Origin of the sequence: Chondrinema litorale, from assembly GCF_026250525.1 — a bacterium.
Classification (GTDB): Bacteria; Bacteroidota; Bacteroidia; order Cytophagales; family Flammeovirgaceae; genus Chondrinema; species Chondrinema litorale.
The window spans coordinates 19,643-40,374 of record NZ_CP111064.1; the positions used below are offsets into that span (position 1 = coordinate 19,643).

General features: G+C 32.4%; 24 protein-coding genes. All 24 read left to right on the top strand.

Annotated features, from left to right (window positions below):
• Positions 1-36 precede the first annotated feature (36 nt).
• Entirely contained in the window at positions 37-1,158 is a 1,122-nt protein-coding gene (locus OQ292_RS39115; RefSeq protein ID WP_284689699.1) for an OmpA family protein, read from the top strand.
• A gap of 251 nt (positions 1,159-1,409) precedes the next feature.
• Positions 1,410-1,856 carry an ankyrin repeat domain-containing protein gene (locus OQ292_RS39120; protein ID WP_284689700.1) on the top strand — a complete coding sequence of 149 codons (447 nt, stop codon included), beginning with the start codon at positions 1,410-1,412 and terminating at the stop codon, positions 1,854-1,856.
• A 547-nt stretch (positions 1,857-2,403) separates the two neighbouring features.
• Entirely contained in the window at positions 2,404-2,871 is a 468-nt protein-coding gene (locus tag OQ292_RS39125; protein WP_284689701.1) for a CPBP family intramembrane glutamic endopeptidase, read from the top strand.
• Between the two features lie 218 nt (positions 2,872-3,089).
• Entirely contained in the window at positions 3,090-3,509 is a 420-nt protein-coding gene (locus tag OQ292_RS39130) for a plasmid mobilization protein (RefSeq protein ID WP_284689702.1), read from the top strand.
• Between the two features lie 116 nt (positions 3,510-3,625).
• Positions 3,626-5,167 (top strand): relaxase/mobilization nuclease domain-containing protein, encoded by a 1,542-nt coding sequence (locus OQ292_RS39135; RefSeq protein WP_284689703.1) that lies wholly within the window; start codon positions 3,626-3,628, stop codon positions 5,165-5,167.
• A 15-nt stretch (positions 5,168-5,182) separates the two neighbouring features.
• Positions 5,183-5,824 (top strand): ParA family protein, encoded by a 642-nt coding sequence (locus tag OQ292_RS39140; protein ID WP_284689704.1) that lies wholly within the window; start codon positions 5,183-5,185, stop codon positions 5,822-5,824.
• The gene (locus OQ292_RS39145) at positions 5,808-6,176 is read left to right on the top strand and encodes a hypothetical protein (RefSeq protein ID WP_284689705.1); all 369 of its coding nucleotides are present in this window, start codon (positions 5,808-5,810) and stop codon (positions 6,174-6,176) included. Before OQ292_RS39140 ends, OQ292_RS39145 begins: the two co-directional genes overlap by 17 nt.
• Positions 6,173-6,748: a GNAT family N-acetyltransferase gene (locus tag OQ292_RS39150; protein ID WP_284689706.1), complete on the top strand. Its 576-nt coding sequence runs from the start codon at positions 6,173-6,175 to the stop codon at positions 6,746-6,748. Before OQ292_RS39145 ends, OQ292_RS39150 begins: the two co-directional genes overlap by 4 nt.
• A gap of 69 nt (positions 6,749-6,817) precedes the next feature.
• Complete coding sequence (locus OQ292_RS39155; RefSeq protein WP_284689707.1) at positions 6,818-9,028, top strand: ATP-binding protein; 2,211 nt, start codon at positions 6,818-6,820, stop codon at positions 9,026-9,028.
• A gap of 157 nt (positions 9,029-9,185) precedes the next feature.
• On the top strand, positions 9,186-9,914 hold the full coding sequence (locus OQ292_RS39160; RefSeq protein ID WP_284689708.1) for a hypothetical protein: 729 nt from the start codon (positions 9,186-9,188) through the stop codon (positions 9,912-9,914).
• A gap of 255 nt (positions 9,915-10,169) precedes the next feature.
• The gene (locus OQ292_RS39165) at positions 10,170-10,520 is read left to right on the top strand and encodes a hypothetical protein (RefSeq protein WP_284689709.1); all 351 of its coding nucleotides are present in this window, start codon (positions 10,170-10,172) and stop codon (positions 10,518-10,520) included.
• 396 nt (positions 10,521-10,916) lie between these two features.
• The gene (ybiA, locus tag OQ292_RS39170; protein ID WP_284689710.1) at positions 10,917-11,780 is read left to right on the top strand and encodes a riboflavin biosynthesis intermediates N-glycosidase; all 864 of its coding nucleotides are present in this window, start codon (positions 10,917-10,919) and stop codon (positions 11,778-11,780) included.
• Positions 11,781-11,810: 30 nt separating this feature from the next.
• Positions 11,811-12,152: a hypothetical protein gene (locus OQ292_RS39175; RefSeq protein ID WP_284689711.1), complete on the top strand. Its 342-nt coding sequence runs from the start codon at positions 11,811-11,813 to the stop codon at positions 12,150-12,152.
• A gap of 42 nt (positions 12,153-12,194) precedes the next feature.
• The gene (locus tag OQ292_RS39180; RefSeq protein ID WP_284689712.1) at positions 12,195-12,569 is read left to right on the top strand and encodes a hypothetical protein; all 375 of its coding nucleotides are present in this window, start codon (positions 12,195-12,197) and stop codon (positions 12,567-12,569) included.
• Positions 12,570-12,589: 20 nt separating this feature from the next.
• A complete protein-coding gene (locus tag OQ292_RS39185) occupies positions 12,590-12,895 on the top strand; it encodes a DUF4134 domain-containing protein (RefSeq protein ID WP_284689713.1) in 306 nt (101 codons plus the stop codon).
• On the top strand, positions 12,892-13,203 hold the full coding sequence (locus OQ292_RS39190; protein WP_431733818.1) for a DUF4133 domain-containing protein: 312 nt from the start codon (positions 12,892-12,894) through the stop codon (positions 13,201-13,203). Before OQ292_RS39185 ends, OQ292_RS39190 begins: the two co-directional genes overlap by 4 nt.
• Positions 13,181-15,619, top strand: coding sequence for a TraG family conjugative transposon ATPase (locus OQ292_RS39195; RefSeq protein ID WP_284689714.1), 2,439 nt, complete (start codon positions 13,181-13,183; stop codon positions 15,617-15,619). Before OQ292_RS39190 ends, OQ292_RS39195 begins: the two co-directional genes overlap by 23 nt.
• A gap of 10 nt (positions 15,620-15,629) precedes the next feature.
• Positions 15,630-16,289 (top strand): plasmid transfer protein, encoded by a 660-nt coding sequence (locus tag OQ292_RS39200; RefSeq protein ID WP_284689715.1) that lies wholly within the window; start codon positions 15,630-15,632, stop codon positions 16,287-16,289.
• 1 nt (position 16,290) lies between these two features.
• Positions 16,291-16,962 (top strand): hypothetical protein, encoded by a 672-nt coding sequence (locus OQ292_RS39205; protein WP_284689716.1) that lies wholly within the window; start codon positions 16,291-16,293, stop codon positions 16,960-16,962.
• Entirely contained in the window at positions 16,959-17,582 is a 624-nt protein-coding gene (locus OQ292_RS39210; RefSeq protein ID WP_284689717.1) for a hypothetical protein, read from the top strand. Before OQ292_RS39205 ends, OQ292_RS39210 begins: the two co-directional genes overlap by 4 nt.
• On the top strand, positions 17,582-18,568 hold the full coding sequence (locus tag OQ292_RS39215) for a TraJ family protein (protein WP_284689718.1): 987 nt from the start codon (positions 17,582-17,584) through the stop codon (positions 18,566-18,568). Before OQ292_RS39210 ends, OQ292_RS39215 begins: the two co-directional genes overlap by 1 nt.
• 11 nt (positions 18,569-18,579) lie before the next feature.
• Positions 18,580-19,194 carry a conjugative transposon protein TraK gene (gene traK, locus OQ292_RS39220; protein ID WP_284689719.1) on the top strand — a complete coding sequence of 205 codons (615 nt, stop codon included), beginning with the start codon at positions 18,580-18,582 and terminating at the stop codon, positions 19,192-19,194.
• Complete coding sequence (locus tag OQ292_RS39225) at positions 19,172-19,564, top strand: hypothetical protein (RefSeq protein ID WP_284689720.1); 393 nt, start codon at positions 19,172-19,174, stop codon at positions 19,562-19,564. Before traK ends, OQ292_RS39225 begins: the two co-directional genes overlap by 23 nt.
• Positions 19,551-20,732 carry a conjugative transposon protein TraM gene (gene traM, locus OQ292_RS39230; protein WP_284689721.1) on the top strand — a complete coding sequence of 394 codons (1,182 nt, stop codon included), beginning with the start codon at positions 19,551-19,553 and terminating at the stop codon, positions 20,730-20,732. Before OQ292_RS39225 ends, traM begins: the two co-directional genes overlap by 14 nt.

A 20,732-nucleotide genomic window follows, 5' to 3' on the forward strand; every position in this document is an offset into this window, starting at 1 on the left:
AATTACACTTTGATTAAAATATCAAATCGTTAAAAAATGCTTCATTCACCTCTAAAAAATATTACTGATTTCAAAGTCTTTTTATTAACGACTTTCTTGTGTCTTGTGGTTAATACCATTTCCCTTGCCCAAAACTTAATTAGTAATGGCAAATTCAAGCAACAATATGAATCAGATAATGGTATGGTAGCAAAAGGGTGGAAACGTGTAGGGCCAGAATTAGGTATAAACCATGCTAATTTAATAGTTAGCCCTAATATTGTTGGCCACATGGAATTTAATGATACTACCTATGAGTGTGGTCCACTTTGGGGTAGAGTTTATAAAGGTACACATACATCTCATTACATTGCTCAAAAACTAGCTCAACCCCTACAAAAAGGATATATATATAAGGTCAAGTTTAATATTTTGCTAGGTAAAAATTCTAGTTGTTATATTCAGGGAATTGGAGCTTGTTTTTCAAGTGAACCTTTAGAATATCAAAATATTAATGGAAGAGGAGATAGAATTTACTACCCTCACCCCCAAGTGATGAGTGATACGCTATTAAAAGATACTGAAAATTGGATGGAAGTTACAGGAGAGTTTATTGCAAAAGGTGGAGATCAGTATATTTACATAGGAGGTTTTGGTGATAAACACCAAATACATGTAGAAGATAGTATTTCTTATAAATATTCTGGAGCCATAAACAGAAGGGACTATGCTTACAGTGCTGTTAAACTTTTCTATTTTTATGCGATTGACAATGTAATTGTGGAACTTGTAAGGGCAGCAGATGATGCTGAACTGCTCACCACTATTAATGAAGGAGAGAGCCTCATATTTAAAGATATCTTGTTTAACAATAACTCTACTGAACTCCAAGCTATCTCTTACAACACGCTAAATAAGCTTGTTACTATGTTACAACAAGAACCCTCAATACACATAGGAATAGTAGGACATACCGATAATGTTGGGGATAGCACCGAAAACTTAGTACTGTCCCAAAATAGAGCATTATCAGTTGTAGAATACTTAAAAGGCAAAGGAATAAACGAGCAAAGGTTAAAGGCTAAAGGGTTCGGTGAAAATAAACCCATAGCTAGTAACCAAACAGAAGAAGGTAAAAGTAAAAATAGACGTGTAGAAGTTATGTTATTGAAGAAGTAAATAGAAAAAGTGAAAGTTTTTTAAAACCGTCTAGAAATACTCATAAAGGTGTTTATATATTTTTCGTAAGTAGTTGCAAAAAAATCCGCAAGTTACACCAGAACAACTCTGTTATAGGATTTGATATCAATTATAGGATAATGAGTATTAAATGAAACATTTGAACACAATTCATCCTATGTACTATTGTATTGATTAACCCTTTATACTATTTTTAAGTCATTCACTAATAATAATTTATAGCTTAAAGTTTGGATAAATCTAGAGATAGCATAATTGAAGACCTTGCAGGTGAGGGAAAATTAAAAGCTTTAAAAGCTATCTTAGAACCAAACTATACGCAACTAGAAATTGATTTAGCTTTCGCTAGTGCAATTGCCTATTCTCAATTAGAAACCGCTGAGTATTTATTTTCTCTTGGTGCCAGTTTTTCAAGACATTATTACGACGGAACATATTATGCAGTTCATAACAACAAACTAGAAGGATTGAAATTTGCAATTAAGCATGGAGTTGATATCAACATTAATGAAGGTGGGTTACTAAACACATCAATTGTGACTGCTTTTAACCAAAAAGATACAACCATTCTAAAATGGCTTTTAGAAAATGGAGCAGATACTTCGCTACTATCAATTAGTACATTAGAGGCTTTTAGTACTAGTGAAATAAAAGCAGTATTGAAACACTATATCTAAATTTTTTGGGATCATAATTTTTTTAAAAATTCTCTTACTCTCACTCAAATACATAGTCCATTTTAGATGATTAAATATAAATTTTATGTTTTATATTTTATGAAAAAAGATGATAAAGCTTTTGAATAAGTTGCAGGTTTTGCACCTACTATGGTTTATAGTTATTTGTCTTTCTGTAGGGCAGTTTTTATCAGTTTTATTTACTGGAATATTGTTTGGTATTAATCCTTTTCAACTAATAGAGATGCTGAATAAACTAGGTGATACTGATAAGGGATTAATTATAACTATAACTTTTTTTTATTCGATATTGAGCTTTATTGGTATTCCGGTTATTTATTTTCTTTTACTAGGTAAAACTCAAGTAAACAGAATAGTACTTACAAAAAAGATAAATCCTATTCCAGTTGTTTTAACTATAGTTTTAATTTGTTCTGTAGTACCAGTTATCAGCATACTGATAACATTTAATAGTAATATAGAATTTCCTATATGATTATCAAGTTTAGAAACTTATCTTCAAGAAAGTGAAAAAGCAGCTCGTCAGTTGACAGACTCAATTCTTTCTTCAAATAATGTGAGAGATTTATTTATAGCTATTATTTTTATGGCTATTATTCCATGTATCGCAGAAGAGATATTTTTTCGTGGAATTATTCAAACAAAACTTTTAGAAATTTTAAAGAATTACCACTATGCGGTATGGCTTGCAGCTTTTTTATTTAGTTTTTTTCATTTTCAGTTTTACGGTTTTATTCCAAGAATGATATTAGGAGGAATACTTGGATATATTTTCATTTGGTCAAATAATATTTGTTATTCATGCATTGCTCATATTACTAATAACATCATTGCAGTTTTATTTAGCACTTTTCAAAATTCCCAATATGCTATTACTTACTTTGGAAGTTTGGCAGAAATCTTTTTGCTGCTTTCATCCACTATCATATCTGTTTTTATAATAGTACGATTAAAAAAGATATTTTATACAGATAAATCTATACCCCATACCTAACAAAACTCAATTTAAAACCACTATAACTGGAAAGGCTTTTGTTGTGTAAATATGGATGGAAATCTGTCTATTTCCCTTGTGTTATAAGACACCGCAGGTGTCATTGCAAGATGTGTTTTTTAGCCTAAAAAACTCCCGTTTTTTTCTAAATAACGATCTTGCCCTAAAGGGATAAAAAGTATAAAAACTGCGCAACTTGTTTTTAAATTGAAGATAAAATGATGGAAACAAACAGAAAGGGGATAGGAGGTAGAAAAAAAGTAGATGCTGCCCAGAAATTAGAATATCCAGCAAAAACCTATTTAACCAAAAAAGAATACGATGCTGTATTCTCAGACTTTGAACAGTCAGGAATGAAGAAGTTCGCAGCCTATTTAAGAAAGCGGTTGGTAAATCCTAAAAAGAAGCTCAATGTGGTTAACCCAGTGGAGCTATTAAGAAAGCTCGATACAATCGGAGGGGAGATTAATCGTGTTGGCAACAACATTAACCAGATTGCGAAACATGGCAATAGTATGGTTAAAAATGATCAGTTAAAACCAGAAGTAGTAGAAGATTTTAATCAGGTAATGGCAGAATATTTAAAGACCAGAAATGAGCTAATTACTACTTTAAGATCAGTAATCAGAAAAGTATAAAATATAAATTATCAATTTTATATTTCATTTTTCATTTTAGATATTCTAAATTTCATTTTATATAATTGATTTTAGGTATTTTATTTGCTTATGTCTGAGTATACATTTTTTAAACTGTGATAATTAAAATACTGAAATCAGCAGCAAACTTTGAGGGAGTAGATTATAGTGAAAGAAAGAACGATAAAGGAGTAAGTGAGCTGCTTACAGCAAAAAACTTTGAAGGAATGATGCTTGGAGTAAATGAAGCAAAAAAAGCAGATTACATCAACTACATGAAATTGGTAGCTGAATTAAACCCAAATGTAAAGAACAAGCAATTCCATATAACTATTAGTACTAAAGGACATTTACATTCTCACCAAGAACTAAAAGACATTGCTGAAAAATATTTACAGGAGATGGGCTATGCCAAGAATCCATATTTAATTTATGCGCATTCAGATACGGAGAACAATCATGTACATGTAGTTTCTACAAGGGTGAATAAAGAGGGTAAAAAAGTAAATGATTCGTTTGAGAAAATTCGATCTCAAAAAGCGATTCAAAAGATTTTGGGCGAAGACCCAAAGCATATGGTTACTGAAGCTATAAGAGAAAGTATGGTATATAACTTCTCTACCATCGCTCAGTTTAAACTATTACTTGAACTACAAGGCTACAAAGTATCAGAGAAAGATGAGCTGCTAAGTATAATCAAATTTGGCAATGTTCAGCTTCAATATCCTAAATCAAATCTTGAAGCACACATACATAATTATGTTGCTCCCAAAGAAAGGATTAAACAACTACATGAGATTTTCCAGAAATATAAAATGGGATTAAGTCAGCAGGAGCTCGTGGATTTTATGAAAAAGAAATTTGGGATAGATATCGTATTTCATTCAGCTAAGGGGCAAGATAAACCTTATGGTTATACGATCATAGATCATTCAAAAAAAGAAGTGATTAAGGGATCACAGGTAATGAAGTTGAGTTTGCTATTAGATAATGCGAATCCACAAGAAAAATTAAAAATGGCAAAACAGTATATGAATGAGTTGGATATGTCAAACAGCAATTTTAAAACAGTAAAACAAGAGCTTGCTAAACTTGGTGTAAAAGTAGATACTCGTGGATTAGTTTCAATTAAAGGACTGAATGAAAGCTTCAAAATACATCAAAGTCAATTAAAAGTTTTGAAATACAATGATAGGGTAGCAGCAGCAAGGCAATATAAATTTAATACAGAAGAAGAGCGAAAAGCCTTAGCCAAAGCTTTCTACATCAATGAAAAAGATTTGCAGACTAACAATAGAGATAATAATGAAAGATGTGAATACTACCATCAAATAATCAATAATATAAACCAGACAAGTGATCCAAATGAGACATTAGAAAATGCCAATTTAAGATTTGTGGAGTATAACAATCAAAGATTTATTCTCGATGATGAAGAGAAGGTTTTCATCAAAATTGAAAAAGACTTATTGCTAAATAATTTTGATTTCGAAGAGTATGACCATCAAGATATAAACATTGAGTCTAGAGAGGAGTTTGACCAATATATAAATGAACAAAATGTACCAGATAGGTTGGGTGCATTCTTAGATATTTTGGCAAGTGCCAATCTTTATGAAAATAAAGATAGAAGGAAGAGAAAGCAGCGATCTATTTAAAAATACTTACTAGTTATGAAAATTGTTGTGGCAAATCAAAAAGGGGGAGCAGGGAAGACAACCCACTGTATTCTCTTCTCTAATTATCTGAGTCTTGAAAAAGGGAAAAGCATTCTAGTGATTGATATGGATTTTCAAAGTACGATTAAAAGTACTTGGGATGAAGACCGTGATCTTTTTGATAATGATAGTTTGTACGAAGTGGTGGATGTAGACTTGGCAAATTCAACAGATGTGATGAACAAATTAAAAGACGTAGATATACCAGTAGTGATAGACTTACCAGGAAAGATAGATGATGATAATCTGGTTCCAGTGATCGAACAGGCAGATTTGATAATTACACCTTTTTCTTATGATAAGAAAACTTTTAGAGCAACACATGTTTTTGCACAGGTAGTAAAGCATTTGAATCCTAAAGTGCCAGTGGTTTTTCTTCCTAATAGATTAAAAGCCGGGGTAAACTATATTACCAAAGAGCAAAGCAATAGAGAGTTGAGTGCTTTTGGAAAAATTGCTCCAGAAATTTCTGATAGGGTAGCTTTTCAACGAGTAGATACTTTTAGCATTCCAACCGATGTGAAACCCCAAGCTTTAAAGGCTTACGATTTTATTTACAACAACTACATGCAAGTAAAATATGAAGAAGAAAGTTGACATTAAAGATTTGGCTAACAGGCTTAAAAATGGAGAAAGGCAAGTACAAGAAGTAGAGATAAAAGAAGAGATTGAAGAAAAGAAAAGCATTAAAGCTGCTGGAATAAATACTTCAACAGAAGTGCTTTTAAAGCAAATATTAGCATCAAACAAACAGGAGTTTTCACTAACAGAAGCAGTATATATTGATAGAGAGATTCACGAAGTATTTAAAAAGCTAAAATCTTCGTCTCAACTAAAAATTGGTACGTTTATTAGTTACTTATTAGAGCAATTTATCAGAGAGAATATTAATGAAATATCAGAAATAATTAATAAAAAACAAGTGAAGAATAAATTTTTGAATCCATGAGACTAGCTACTAAAAAAGACAAAGATGTTGTTTTGGATATTCTTACAAACTCATTCGAAGACAATGTCAGTGTTAACTATGTTATCAAATCGCAAAATAACAAACTGAAGTACATCAGAAACTTAATGGAATACTCCTTTAACGTATGCCTCGAATTTGGAGAAGTCTGGATAAACGACTCAAATTCTGCATGTGTTTTACTACAGTATTCTGCAAAAGCAAAAACTACGATAAAATCAATCTTATGGGATATAGATGCCTTGTTCAATTGCTTTGGAGTTAAAAATGTGAAAAAGGTTTTAAACCGACAAAGTGCAATTAAAGACAACTACCCTTACCAAGATTATATTTATTTGTGGTATATTGGCGTAAATCCAGACCAACAGGGAGATGGCTTGGGTACAAAACTACTAGAAGAAGTTAGAAAAAAAGCAAAACAACTGACTTTGCCAGTTCTGCTAGAAACCTCTATGAAAGACAATGTTCCTTGGTATGAGAAGAACAACTTTGTTGTCTACAAGGAATTACAATTTGATCATAATCTCTATTTGTTAAGGTTAGAGGAATCATAAAATTAGATGTTCATACATCAATCGTAATAATATATAAACTTACTATTTCACTATCTAAGTTTCACAGCTATGCAGGTTTTTAACACCGAAATGCATATAGTGACATTTATCATCACCTCCATTGAGGTGGTGATATTGTTCTATATCTCAATCCATTATTTACAGCGACCATCTGACAATAAGCGGAAATGGTATTTAATACTACTCATACTTTTAATATGCTATAATCTCGCTGGTAGCTTGTTTCCAGATGAGCGATTCTTTCTGCCAGTTATCTTTCAATATGTAATTTCTTATTTAACAGGTGTGGTAATGAGCATCTTCTTTGCCTATTATGTATATAAATACTTTCAATTAGAAAGCATGAAGTTCATAGCCACTAAAGGAGCTTTTTACTTTATAGGTTTACCGTATATATTGCTCTTTGCAATTCCTTATTCTATTACTGGCAACTTCGAGTTGTTTAATAAACTGGTAGTAATTGTTCCGTTTTTCTATGGAGTGGCATTTATCATTTTTGCAGGCAAGGCTTTTAAGGGAAGGTATGCTGAAGTGGAAAATATTGAAGATAGAAATTACTTTAAAGAAAGTTTAATTACAGTTTACATCAGTATGGTATTCTGGATGTCTATGCCTGTAGTTACTTATATTAAAGGTTCTCAAGTGCTTGAACATTCTCTTACAAATATCGGCTTTTTAATTATGTCTTTCTCTTATGTGAGAACAAGCATTTACACCTCAAAAAAGGAATATAGAGAACACAAGGAGTTTCTAGAAAAAAGCAATGAAGAATTGAAATTAATGGTAAAAGAAAAGACAGAGGAGCTAAGAAAGACACTCGATCAGAAAACGAATACTTTAATAAACTTGGCTCATGAGTTAAAGTCTCCGCTTACTTTAGCATTAATTTATATGGAACAATATGAGGCTAAATATGGAACCAGTAAAGAGTTTGATGTAATGAAGAAAAACATCAAAAAGATTGCTAGAGATGTTATTAATTTCTTTGACTTGGAGAAATTCAATAAAGGAATAGATGTCTACAACCATCAACAAGTTTCTAGTGCCACAGAAATTCTAAATAGTACGATTGAGTTATTTCTACCAATGGCTGCTAAGAAAGGGATTAAAATATTAGATTGTATAGAAGATGAACTATTCATTTCCATTGATCCGAGTGCATTCCAAAGAGTGATTAACAATTTGATAGAAAATGCAATTAGGTACTCTTATGAAGATAGTGAAATTGAAGTGTTACTAAAAGCAGAAAACCACGAAGTGATTTTTTCTGTAAAAGATCATGGGATAGGTATAAGAAGATACGATCTCAAAAATATTTTTAAACCTTATTTTCAGCTAAATACCAGAAAAAGAAATAATGAAGGTATGGGCATGGGGCTATCAATTGTAAAACAGATAGTTAAAAGTGTAGATGGTGAAATAAAAGTTGAAAGTGAACAAGGTGAAGGGGCTACTTTTTCAATCTGTTTTTATCGGCATAGTTTTCAGGGTGGGGAGTATCATGCTGCTAGTCCAACAAAAAACATCATCTCAGTAGATGTTGACAAGCCTGAAGTAAAAGATATAGTCTATGATGATGACCGACCAAGTATTTTGATAGTAGAGGATAATCTGGAATTGCTAAATTTTATGAGTAATAAGCTTTCTGAGTTTTATAATGTGTATGTGGCTACTAATGGTGCTATGGCACTTGAAAAACTGGATACTAACATTTCAGTTGATTTAATCATCTCTGATATTATGATGGATGTTATTGATGGCTACGAGTTATATAAATATGTAGCAGGTGCAAAACGATATAGACATATCCCCTTTATTTTTCTTACTGCTAAATCAGATGAAAATACGAAGTTGAATGGGCTTAAAATGGGAGCGATAGACTATATCGAGAAACCCTTTAAAATAGATGAGGTGAATCAAAAAATAAAGTCTATTCTCAATACTTTCGATAAACAAAGAAATGCGCTAATCAACCAAGTTTACAAGAGTATAAACTCTAACAATAAGGCAGATAATGAAAAGCTTGATTGGAGAGAGATAAAAGAAAATAACTTTAATGATAATTGCGAAAAGTTCGGATTTACAGCCCGAGAGAAAGAAATAGCCAAGGATATTATCTCTGGTAAAACTTATAAAACCATTGCAGATAAACTCTGTATTGCCGACGCAACTGTAAAGAAACATGTTGCCAATTTGTACAACAAAGCAGAAGTGAAAAGCAAGTATCAGTTAATCAAGAAAATGGAAAGCAGTTTTTGAGACAATGATATGGCGATAAATTTATGGGATTAACCATTATCAATACAATAATTTTAAACATAGATAACTATTAGAAATTTATTAGAGTGAATTAAAAAATGAAGATGTAGAACCCGAATATTTGGATATAATTACTAACCTCGAATTGGATTAAGTCATGAAAATATATTGTGGATCAGAAACAGTTATAGATGCAATATCTATAGAAAATATTGATAACTTCAATGAAAATAAATATATATACATTATTGAGCATGAATACTACATTCACTTAAATGAGGAAGAAAATGTGTATTTAGTAAAAAATTTGGAAGAGTATTTATTGGTTAAGACAAGCATAATTAATAAAATAAAAATTAATGCAAAGCAATTGTTAGATGAATGTAAAAGTGGTGAATTTTATCCTATTCCAACATGGGTTACTAGTACAAAAACTAGAAAACAATTTCTTTTTGATTTTGAAATACCCAGAATTTTAAGGTTATTAAAGATTGAAAAACAAAATATAGAATTTAACTTGCTAAGTCTTAAAATTATTGAAAAAGAGTTATCTAAATTCTGTACAAACACTCTTTTAATTAAAGACACCTATATTTTTCTAACGGCCTATATTATAGAAGTGATTAACTATGAATGTGATTATGAATATATCACTGTTAATCAAACTTTTGATGGGGATGTTATCTATTTTGAGAACAAAAAAAATGAAAAAAGTAAAAAAGCAATTAATTTCAGTCATACATTTTTGATTATGGTTATACTAAATACAGGTTTTATATCAGAAAAATTTTCAGAAATTGCTCAGGGTAGAATTGATGACCATTTCGGAATTAATAAATACTTTAATAAAATTAATCATGATCATGACGAAAATTTGCCTTTTTGAAACACCACCATTCTGGAGAGATATTATTAACAATATAGCATTAGATTACGATGACTTTGGTGTTGTACGCCCTTCTTATTGTTGAAAAATGAAGTATCTCAAGTAATAGCAATATTATGAAATAGATAATGACTTGAACAATAGGTTATGACAATGGTATCTTTGATAATTGGACTAATCAATTAAATATTTAAGGAATAGATATATTTGAATTTTGAGAGACTTTTGTTTAAAACAAAATAGGTTTATTGAATTATGAAAAAAATAATTGACATTTCTCATTTAATATTAAGAAATGAAAATGAGATAAAAGCTGAACTCTTACATGATAAGGTACTTTATCAAGATATAGAATCAATTGTTAGTTATTTAGAGTCTGGAACAATGACTATTTCCATTTCAAGTCCTTTTCATTGTTCGAAATGTGATGATTATGTGGCACCATGTTCACATTATACAGATGGAGAATGGCTTTGGGGAGTATGGACAGTACATTTTTTAAAGGAACATAACCTGGAATTGCCAAAAAAATTTGTAGAAAAAATAAGAAGTTTAAAGTATAAATGTCCTAAAGTGAGTGAAAAGGATTTATTAGAGTTTTCATGATAAAAACGCTATAATAAGGGATACTTGTACTAAGAACTGCCTCTTCTTAAAATCTGTTAGAGACCAATTTTTCTGTAAATAATAAAGATGGTTTTGCTAGTATAAGAATGAAATTAATTGGTTCTATACTTGATGTACTTGTAGAAGTAAGATTGATTCAAGATTATCATATTGAAAAATGGAAATAATAGGTTATAAAGTATATGATTCAAAATTTACTATATTACCTGGATTTAATATACCTGAAGAAGAAAATATAATTTACAGTGATACTCTAGAGGTAAAACTAAATAATGAATGTAATCCAATATTTTAGGAGGTGAATGCAGAAAATAACCCTTAGATAGAAGTTACCTTTTAAGAAACAGGAACACCACTAAGAAGTTTTAATTAGATATGGAAAATTTAAAATATGAAGATTTGCCAGAAGTTTTTACAAATAAAATTTTAGAAACACTAATAAAAATGGAGGAAGAACAGTCTCCGGAATGGCGTGAGATATTTAGAAAAATGACTTCTCAACAATCTATACAATATGTCAATTATAAATCAGAAAAACAAAGAACGGATGCAAGAGAAAAGGAGGCTAATATGACTCAGGCTGAAAAAGAAAAGAAGCAGTTATCTATTCTCAAATGGGGAGCCACGAGGTGGAATGAAGAAATGAGTTTAGAAGCAGAGTATGAATATTTAGAAAGGCATAAACAAGCATTTTATAAAGGTGAATCTATTGGTGTGTCAGCAACAGTAATGAAATGGATAAAATATATGAATCCCAATGAAGTATTTTACTTTTTTTCATCTGTATCTTCATCCTTTTCTACCTTCTATAGGTCTTCTTTTATAGCTGAAAATAAAGAGTTTAACTCTGTTGTTCAATACATCATGTATAAAAAAGCTGGTTTGTTTTTAGATAAAAGCCTACAAATGCAAATTATCAAGACCAGTGATCCTCAAAAAGCTTACAAAATGGGGAGGAGAATAAGTAATTATAATAGGATTACATGGCATAATATGGGCTTAGGTAATCAATTAAGATTTTCAAACAAGCAGAAATTTAAACAAAATAAGGAATTAAAACAGCTATTATTTGGGACTAAGGGTAAAACGATTGTATTAAGTGATCCTAGAGATAAACTTTGGGGAATAGGATTATCTGAAAATGACGCTAGAGGACAAACTCGTGAAACATGGAATGGAAAAAATCTATTTGGAGATATTCTTACTCGACTTAGGATAGAATTAATGGGAGAGTATTAAATGTTGAAGCCGAGCTAAAAAGAAATAATAATGGTAAGTATTAAAAAAAGAAATTTATGCAAAGCTTTGATTTTTATAATTATGCTGTGTAGTTGTAAAGCTGATAGCAACAAAAAGTTTTTTGCAAATTGCCAAGAAAACCATATGTATACGGGTGAAGGAAAAGGTATTATTAGAGTTTGGAATAATATTATGCAGGAAGAAATGGAAATAAGAAAGACTTCACTTAATAAGAAATATTCTTTTTTGAGAGAAAGAAAAATGAACTCGATAAATGATATTTCAATCGATTCCTTAAATGAACAATTTAATGATATCAACAAAAGTGGAATCCCCCCAAATACTCCCAAAGTAGTAGAAAAATCCACCTAAAGTTGTATTGAATACCACCTGTTTCATGGCAATTATTGCATCATGAGATGGTCATTATTTATAAGTAGTATTATCATTATATACATTGTTTGGTACCTACTTAATTTTTTAAAAGACCTGCTTTTTACAACTAGTAAAGAAAGGGTAAGAGATGATACAGTTCATTATGATATAGACCTGTTAGACGAAGATGAAACGCAAACAGTGGATGTACATAATGAATCCGACATTTTTCTTCCAAGCTCTGAGTCTCAAGATGTGCAGCCAGAGGAAAAGGAAGCTAGCAAACCAGATGTAAAGAATACTGAAATTACTTTAAACGATCCACCAGAAAGTGAAGGAATTCCCATAGCCGATTTTTTAAAAAGGGCTAAGGCAAATGCCGAAAGTGCATCTAATAACATTCAATACACTTAATTTTTTTAACTCCATTAATCATGAAACAAATTAAATCTAAACTAACTGCTTCGCTTATGCTACTAATAGTAGCCATGCAGAAAGTAGTAGCCCAAGGAGCGGCAGGTATTGAGGCTGCATCATCAGAACTGAAAACTTATATAGACCCAGTTGCAAATATGATATTGATTATAGGTGCAGTGGTTGGTTTAATTGGTGGTGTAAGGGTTTATATCAAGTGGAACTCTGGTGATCAGGATGTGCAGAAATCAATTATGGGCTGGTTTGGATCATGTCTCTTTCTGGTAGTAGTTGGTATTGTAATAAAAGCATTTTTTGGTGTGTGATGTTGGAAGAAGGAAGAGCATTTAATTTGTACAAGGGGCTGCAAAAGCCTCTTGTTTTCAAATCGTTTAAAGGTAAGTTTATCTATTGGGGAGTAGGTTCAATTCTTTTTGGCCTCATCCTAACCATGTTGGCAGCTTCCATCTTAAACCTTTGGTATGGTATACTCACTTGCACTTTTGTAATGGGTGGAGGTTTAGTGTACACAGGCATTATGCAAAAGAAAGGGTTGCATGCTAAGCGAAAAGATGTTGGAATTTTTATTGTACCCAACCACTACTACAGACATGTTAAAAAAAGAACAATTTAAGTCTCCTTACATCGGCATCGATACTGTAAAATATAGCACAGTATATACGAAAAACGGCGATTATTCAGTAATTATCAATTGTATAAATCCGATACTCCAATATGCGGCTGATATGGAAGCTTATTATAATTTCCATTCAATCTATAGCAATATTATTAAAATATTGGGAGCAGGATTTACCATTCAAAAGCAAGATATTATTACCAAGCAGCAGTTTGTAGGTAAGCCATCAGATGATTTTTTGTCTAACAAATACAATGAGAATTTTACTGGTAGAGAGTTCAATCACATTACCACAAACTTGATCATCACCAAGAATGTAAAACGCACATCTTTTTACAAGTTCAATTACCATGAGTTTGAGACATTCAACCTCAATGTAGAAAAGGTGTTTGATATTCTCAATGCGAATCACCTACAACCAAAAATACTGGATGAAAAAGAATTAAAGAACTACATCAAACGAATGATCTCCTTCAACTTTGTAGATGCAAAATTCTCTTTCAATAACATAAGAGGAACAGAGAAAGAAATTTACTTTGGAGATAGTGTGGTTAAGAGCGTAAGCTTAGTGGATGTAGATGAAGTGAATTTGCCGACTTCAGCCAAACCTTATAAAAATGTAAATGATCTAGGTTTTTCTTTTCCAGTGGATTTAATGGGCTTTTTGCACGATATTCCAGAATTTGAAACGATTGTTTACAATCAGGTAGTTTCAATTCCAGACCAACAGGGTGAGTTGAGTAAACTGAATAGAAAGAAACAAAGGCATGAGTCTATGCCAGATCCGGCTAATGATGTTTCAGTAGCAGACATTTCTGGTCTAATGGCAGATGTTGCCAAAAACGGGCAATTATTGGTCTATTCTCATTTCAATATTGCTGTGAAATGCCATCCCGAAAATACTAATACCATCACCAATTTTATTGAAAGCGCTTTGTTTAATGCAGGTGTTACACCTTCTAAAAATGCTTACAATCAGCTAGAATTATTTAGAACTTGTTTGCCTGGTAACACCAGTGAGCTAAAAGTGTATGATAAGTATCTTACGACCAGTGATGCAGCAATATGTTTTTTTTTTAAAGAGAGGCTGTTAACCGATGAGAAATCTAAATTTCAGATATTCTTCTCAGATCGACAAGGCATTCCAGTGGCAGTTGATACTTCAGATTTACCCATTCAAACCAATCGAATCAACAATCGGAATAAGTTTGTATTAGGCCCATCTGGTAGTGGAAAAAGTTTTTTTATGAATCATCTGGTTAGGCAATACTTTCTACATAATATGGATGTGGTTTTGGTAGATACAGGACACAGTTATTCGGGTTTATGTGCTTATTATGGTGGTAAGTATATCACCTACGAAGAAAACAACCCCATCACCATGAATCCTTTTCGTATTTCAATTAAAGAATACAATGAGGAGAAACGGGAGTTTGTAAAAAGCTTAATCGGATTGATTTGGAAAGGAGCAGCAGCCAATTTGAATCAAATAGAAGATACTATTCTATATACAGTTGTTGAGAGTTATTTTACTGAGTTTTTTAGTCAAACTAACCCAGATTCAAGTCAGTTGTGTTTTAATAATTTCTATGATTATTCTGTTATCAAGATCAAAGAAATTATAGATAAAGAAGGAGTCAAATTTGATCTAAAAGAATACAGTTTTGTGCTTAAACGATTTTATAAAGGAGGTCAGTTTGATACTATTTTAAATGATGATGTAGACGCGAGTTTGTTTGATGAGAGTTTAATTGTATTCGAAATAGATGCCATTAAAGAGCACAAGGTTTTATTCCCTATTACCACAATTATTATAATGGACGTGTTTCTGCAAAAGATGAGGCACAAGAAAAACAGGAAGGCTTTAATTATAGAAGAAGCTTGGAAGGCAATTGCTTCTCCCATGATGGCAGGATACATTCTTTATCTATACAAAACAGTGAGAAAGTTTTGGGGAGAAACCACCGTAGTTACACAAGAGTTAGATGATATTATTTCTAATTCGATAGTGAAAGACAGCATTATTAATAACTCAGATACCATTTGTTTACTTGATCAAACCAAGTTTAAAGACAATTACTCTCAAGTGTCCAAGCTACTTTCTTTAAATGAGATTGAGCGAAAGAAAATATTCACAATCAACAACCTGAATAATAAGCAGGGTAGAGGAAGATTTAAAGAAGTGTATATAAAACGTGGTGCAACTGGTGAGGTGTATGGTGTAGAAGTTTCGATGTATGAGTATCTCACTTTTACAACTGAGCGAAAAGAGAAAGAAGCAGTACAAAGCTATGTAAAAGAAAAAGGTGGCTTTATGCAAGGCTTAGAGAGTTTCGTGAATGACTTAAAGCAATCAAAATTGAGCTTATCAGACTTTGTGGACGAAGTCAATTCCAGATTTTTAATCGCATAATAATATTACCATGAAAAAGACTATTTTATTGAGTCTCTTGGCTATGCTATTAGCTATTGGGCTTAGAGCACAATCAGCAATTGTGTGGGATCCTTTTGTGATGAGTCAATTAGTGACACAACATAAAGCACAACAAGCTGAACTCAAAAAGATTAAAAAGAATGAAGGGCAAATCTTTGCAGCTCAGACTTACATTTCTGAGAAAATGGCAGAGATTAAAGAGATCGAAGAGAAAATGCATACTCGCTTAAAAAATGTTACTGCTGTTGTTAAGGATGCCAAAGACATTGTGTATGCTACAAAAATCTCTAAAGACATTGGCAAGTATCAAGGAGAGATGATCAACTATGCCAGAGATAATCCCGCTTTATTGGCTGTAGCCTACAATGCAGAAAAAGCACTGGTTGATAGAACTGCTGATCTGTTCACTTATGTATACACGAATGCACTTATTGGAGGTGAAATAAACTTATTGGATAATAAGCAGAGGCAGGAAATTATTGAACATGTGGTAAATGAGCTAAGAATTATGAGAGGTTTAGCTTATGGAGTGAGTAGAAAAATGAGAATGGCTTCTAGGACTGGTGTACTTGAATATCTCAATCCTTTTCATCTAAAATATCCAGATCAGGATTTAGCTATAGTGAATGATATTCTAAATGATTTGTAAGATGGATCGACTTAAAAAACTCACTTTCATTTTGTTGTTTTTTGCTTATCAAACTTATGCTCAAGGTTATGTGACAATGGTAGTAGATTATAAGCTAGGTGCGGCAATAGCCACGAACAATGTAACGACCATGTCAGCTTTAAAACCTATGAGAGAGGATACAGATGACATTAAAGAATACCAACAGAACATTGCCATCAAAACAGGAATCATTCATGAGGTGAAGGATCGAATGTATCAGAGTAAATTCAATGTAGCTGAAGAGGTAAAGAGTGGGCAAAATGTGATTAGTGCAGCTAAGTTGGTGAAAGACATTGGTGAGTATCAATTACAAATGGTCGATTATGCCAAAGAGAATCCAGCGCTTTTGGTAGTTGCCTATAAAGCTCAATCAGCTCTAATAGACCGAACTGCAAATTTGATGACTTACATCTACCAAAATGCTTTGAAAGGCGGAGATGAAAATCTAATCAGTAGTAAGCAAAGAATAGAATTAATCCGACATGTGATTAAAGAGCTAAGAGTAATTAGAGGAATAGCTTATGGTGTCAATAGAAGAATGAGGTTTGCCGCAAGAGTAGGAGTTGTAAAGGCAGTGAATCCTTTTGGTATTGATTACCCAAATCGAGATGTACAAATTATTAAAGACATTCTTAACGATTTTCAACTATGAAAAAGACCTTAATAACATTGCTAGCATTGTATTTAGTAATCATACAGTTTGTTTATAGTCAGGTGCAAGTCCAAGATAAGAACACGAGGTATCAGGTAGAAAGAGAGGTAATTACTCGTTGGGGAAAGTTTAAACCCAAGTGGTATTATATTTTGCTCCATAACAAATACAGAAAAGGAGAAGACAGAAGGAATATTTTACAGCTTTATCCCACTATGCTTTATTTGGAAAAGAATAGAATTAAAGCAGAGAATCAACTAGAAAGCACTACTGAAGTGAGTGAATATAAACTAGCTGAGCAAGCGAACATCATAGCAGAAAAACATTACCACCTCCACTTTAAAGCCATATTCGATAGGCTTACAAAACGCTATAATACTTTAAAATTTCAAGGATATGATTTAGGAGTAAGTACTTTGGATAGACAGCAATTTATAGATGAAAAGCTGATGTTAGATAACTATTTGGAAGCTGTAAGAAGTGGAAATATTGAACCAGGTGAAAGCCAAGAAGCCATGATACAGATTCAAAAAGATTACGAAACTTTAATAACTGTAATGCATAAAACGAACAATCTCTACAAGACAAAAAATAAATTCACCACGATAGTTATAGAATAATGAGAGAGATTATAGACAGGGAGATTCTGCTATTGATAGAAGGGCTATTTAATAGGTTAGTTACGGAAACTTCTATTTTCTTAAATGATGCTCAAGCTTTGTGTGCCATATTCATGTTGCTCTATTTCGGATTAAAAAGCTATGGTATGATTGCCGGAGATAAAAGACTAGAACTGGTGTCTTTACTTAGACCTTTTGCACTTACTCTAGTGATTATCTTCTGGCCAAGTTTTATTACTATCATGAATTTCCCTGCTGAAATTATTACTGATAAATCTAAAGCATTGGTAACTGATAGAATTGATGAGATAGATGCCATTCAATTAGAAAGAAGAACCAAAATGGCAGAGATTGCCAGAAAGCTAATAGAAGATAGTGCAGAACTAGAACAGTTTGATAACTCAGATGATGATGATTGGCTTGCTTGGACAGGTGTAGACTTCGGGAAAATCTTTGATGAGATAAAAGGATACTACATCATTTTACTTTCTAAGTTAAGATGGGTAGTGGTAGAATCATTAGAATTTATAGTGGTCTCCATTTTTCAAGCTTGCTCTTATTTGATATTTTTTCTTCAAGTTATTTTTGCCGCTATCCTTATTATACTCGGTCCATTTTCATTTGCATTCAGCATCTTACCAGGATTTAGAGATGCCTACTTAACATGGATGAGTAGGTATATTTCAGTCTCTTTGTATAGTGGTATAGGCTATATAGTAATGTCCCTTTCTCTATTATTGATTAGGTATGGTCTAGAGAAAGAATTGGTTCTATTGGATTTTGTATTAAAAGATGAAGCCGCCTTTTTCTTTTACATCAGTAGTAATGATGGTTCAGCAAATTTCTATTTGGTTTCTCTCATAATTGGTGCCTTGGCAATGCTTAGCATACCCGTAATCAGCACTTGGATAGTAAGTACTTCTGGAATTGGCAATGCAGTAAGTACCGTATTTAGAGGTGCGCAAGGAATGAATTCAATCAAGTAAATTTTAACAACATGCTTTTAAAAAATATTGAAACAAAAATTAAGGTAAGTCTCATTACCTCATTAACCAGTATTGCTGCTTCGGTGGTAATCGTGGGGTTTGTAATGAGTTTTGCTTACAGTATGGTAAGCGATAGCAGAAAGAATATATACATTCTCGATAATGGAATTCCTGTTCTGGTACAACAAACAGGGCAAGATGTAAACAGAATGGTGGAGTATAAGAGCCATATCAATTTATACCATATGCTCTTTTTTACCTTACCTCCAGATGATGAATTCATGAAGAATAACATCAACAAATCCATGTACTTGATTGATAAGTCTGGTTTAACGGAATATAACAACCTTAAAGAAAAAGGGTATTACAATGCCATTCTTTCAAGTTCTGCTTCACTATCCATCAAAACCGATTCAATTGAAATTGATATGGATAAGCATACTTTCCGGTATTATGGTGTTCAACGAATTGAAAGAGATACTCGAATTCTTACCAGAGAGCTTGTTACAACTGGAGGATTTAAGGATGTGATGCGAAGTGAAAACAATCCACATGGAGTGCTTATCACCAATTGGAAAACTGTCTTAAATAAAGATATCAGTGATGTTAAGAAAAAATCTTTTTAGCCTAAGCAATTGGAGAGCACAAAGCTTTCATAAACTGGATGAGTACTTCCAGAAAAACCCTAAACGAACTGTACTAATTATGCTGGCTATTTTAGTGATAGGTGTTGGGTTTATCTTTATCAAAAGGGCTATGATAAAAGAAGATACCACTCGAATGGAGTTTGTAGAAGAGATGATGGATAGCATTCCTGAGCCTGATTCATCAGCAATGTTCAATGCACCAAGTTTTCAAGACTTTCAGGAGATAAGAGAGATGGAAGCAAAATTAAATGCGATTATGAAGAAAGATAAATTAACGAAAGAGGATAGTCTTTTTATGCTGCAACTCAATGAAAAATTAAATCAAATGATGAATTATGAAAAAGATTGATTTAAAAGCTCCGAGATACATCTTGCCCATAATCATATTACCATTTTTAGTTTTGATTAATTGGGTAGTACTAGATTCTTTCCCTTCAGTAGAAGCCAGTGTTGAAAATGAAGTGACTGAAACCAACAATATCAATCCTTCAATCCCTTCTCCTAATCTTGACAAACATGGATTGAAAAATAAATTCGAGTCTGTGAAGGAGGCGTATAAATATAGTGAAGATTATACAGCCATGAGAGAGTTAGAGCAGGACGAGACTGAATTACTGGATGAGGAAAGTAAGTATACACTGGAAGAAAAACTCTTGATTGATAGCATCAACAACGAGATAATTAAGGGTGATAAAATGGGCTTTGTTGAGGAGATTGAGAGAAGATCTAAATTGAATAAGCCACCTAATGCAAAGCCAAATCCCAGCAATCGAAAGTCAAAAAATGCTCATCAAGAAACTGATGAAGAGAGGGAAATGCGACTTTTTAGACAGCAAATGTTGATGCTCGATAGCCTGACTAAAACACCAGAGCAAAAAGCGGCTGAAGAAGAAGAGAGAATTAAAAGAGAAGCATTGGAAGCTTTGTTAAAACAGCAAGAAGAAGCAAAGGCAAAAAGGGTAGATGTGAGTAAATCTTTCACTACAAACACACAGTTTTTTAATACCATCAGAAATGATTACGATGAAATGTACATAAAGGCGATTTTGGATGAAGACCTCAAAGTAGTAGATGGCAGTAGGTTAAGAATTCGGATAATGGATGATATTAATGTGGGAGGATATTTACTTGAAAAAGGTGCTTATATCTATGCGAATGTAAAATCTTTTGGTGCTCAGCGAGTCTATGCAACTGTAGAATCGATCTTAGTGAATAATGAAATTCTTCCTGTTGAGCTGGTGATTTATGATATAGATGGCATTGAAGGTTTTTATGTACCTGCTTCAAAATTTACCGAGTTCACAAAATCATTAGGTGGAGACTTATCTACAGGAGGTACTTCTATTTCAGTGGATAATAGCAATTCTACCAGTACAATAAATGAATTACTATTCGGACTCGCAGATAAAGGAATTCAATCAGGAGCTAAGGCAACAGGCAAAGCCGCTAGAAGAAACAGAGCCAAACTAAAATATAATACAATTATCTATTTAGTGAATCCAGATCAAATTAATTAG

Coding starts and splice junctions, on each gene's coding strand:
- OQ292_RS39130 (WP_284689702.1), top strand. CDS start 3,090: ATGATGGAAACAAACAGAAAGGGGATAGGAGGTAGAAAAAAAGTAGAT.
- OQ292_RS39200 (WP_284689715.1), top strand. CDS start 15,630: ATGAAAAAGACTATTTTATTGAGTCTCTTGGCTATGCTATTAGCTATT.
- OQ292_RS39140 (WP_284689704.1), top strand. CDS start 5,183: ATGAAAATTGTTGTGGCAAATCAAAAAGGGGGAGCAGGGAAGACAACC.
- OQ292_RS39160 (WP_284689708.1), top strand. CDS start 9,186: ATGAAAATATATTGTGGATCAGAAACAGTTATAGATGCAATATCTATA.
- OQ292_RS39175 (WP_284689711.1), top strand. CDS start 11,811: ATGGTAAGTATTAAAAAAAGAAATTTATGCAAAGCTTTGATTTTTATA.
- OQ292_RS39225 (WP_284689720.1), top strand. CDS start 19,172: ATGTTAAGAAAAAATCTTTTTAGCCTAAGCAATTGGAGAGCACAAAGC.
- OQ292_RS39165 (WP_284689709.1), top strand. CDS start 10,170: ATGAAAAAAATAATTGACATTTCTCATTTAATATTAAGAAATGAAAAT.
- OQ292_RS39195 (WP_284689714.1), top strand. CDS start 13,181: ATGTTAAAAAAAGAACAATTTAAGTCTCCTTACATCGGCATCGATACT.
- OQ292_RS39150 (WP_284689706.1), top strand. CDS start 6,173: ATGAGACTAGCTACTAAAAAAGACAAAGATGTTGTTTTGGATATTCTT.
- OQ292_RS39210 (WP_284689717.1), top strand. CDS start 16,959: ATGAAAAAGACCTTAATAACATTGCTAGCATTGTATTTAGTAATCATA.
- ybiA (WP_284689710.1), top strand. CDS start 10,917: ATGGAAAATTTAAAATATGAAGATTTGCCAGAAGTTTTTACAAATAAA.
- OQ292_RS39185 (WP_284689713.1), top strand. CDS start 12,590: ATGAAACAAATTAAATCTAAACTAACTGCTTCGCTTATGCTACTAATA.
- OQ292_RS39205 (WP_284689716.1), top strand. CDS start 16,291: ATGGATCGACTTAAAAAACTCACTTTCATTTTGTTGTTTTTTGCTTAT.
- traM (WP_284689721.1), top strand. CDS start 19,551: ATGAAAAAGATTGATTTAAAAGCTCCGAGATACATCTTGCCCATAATC.
- traK (WP_284689719.1), top strand. CDS start 18,580: ATGCTTTTAAAAAATATTGAAACAAAAATTAAGGTAAGTCTCATTACC.
- OQ292_RS39115 (WP_284689699.1), top strand. CDS start 37: ATGCTTCATTCACCTCTAAAAAATATTACTGATTTCAAAGTCTTTTTA.
- OQ292_RS39145 (WP_284689705.1), top strand. CDS start 5,808: ATGAAGAAGAAAGTTGACATTAAAGATTTGGCTAACAGGCTTAAAAAT.
- OQ292_RS39155 (WP_284689707.1), top strand. CDS start 6,818: ATGCAGGTTTTTAACACCGAAATGCATATAGTGACATTTATCATCACC.
- OQ292_RS39215 (WP_284689718.1), top strand. CDS start 17,582: ATGAGAGAGATTATAGACAGGGAGATTCTGCTATTGATAGAAGGGCTA.
- OQ292_RS39180 (WP_284689712.1), top strand. CDS start 12,195: ATGAGATGGTCATTATTTATAAGTAGTATTATCATTATATACATTGTT.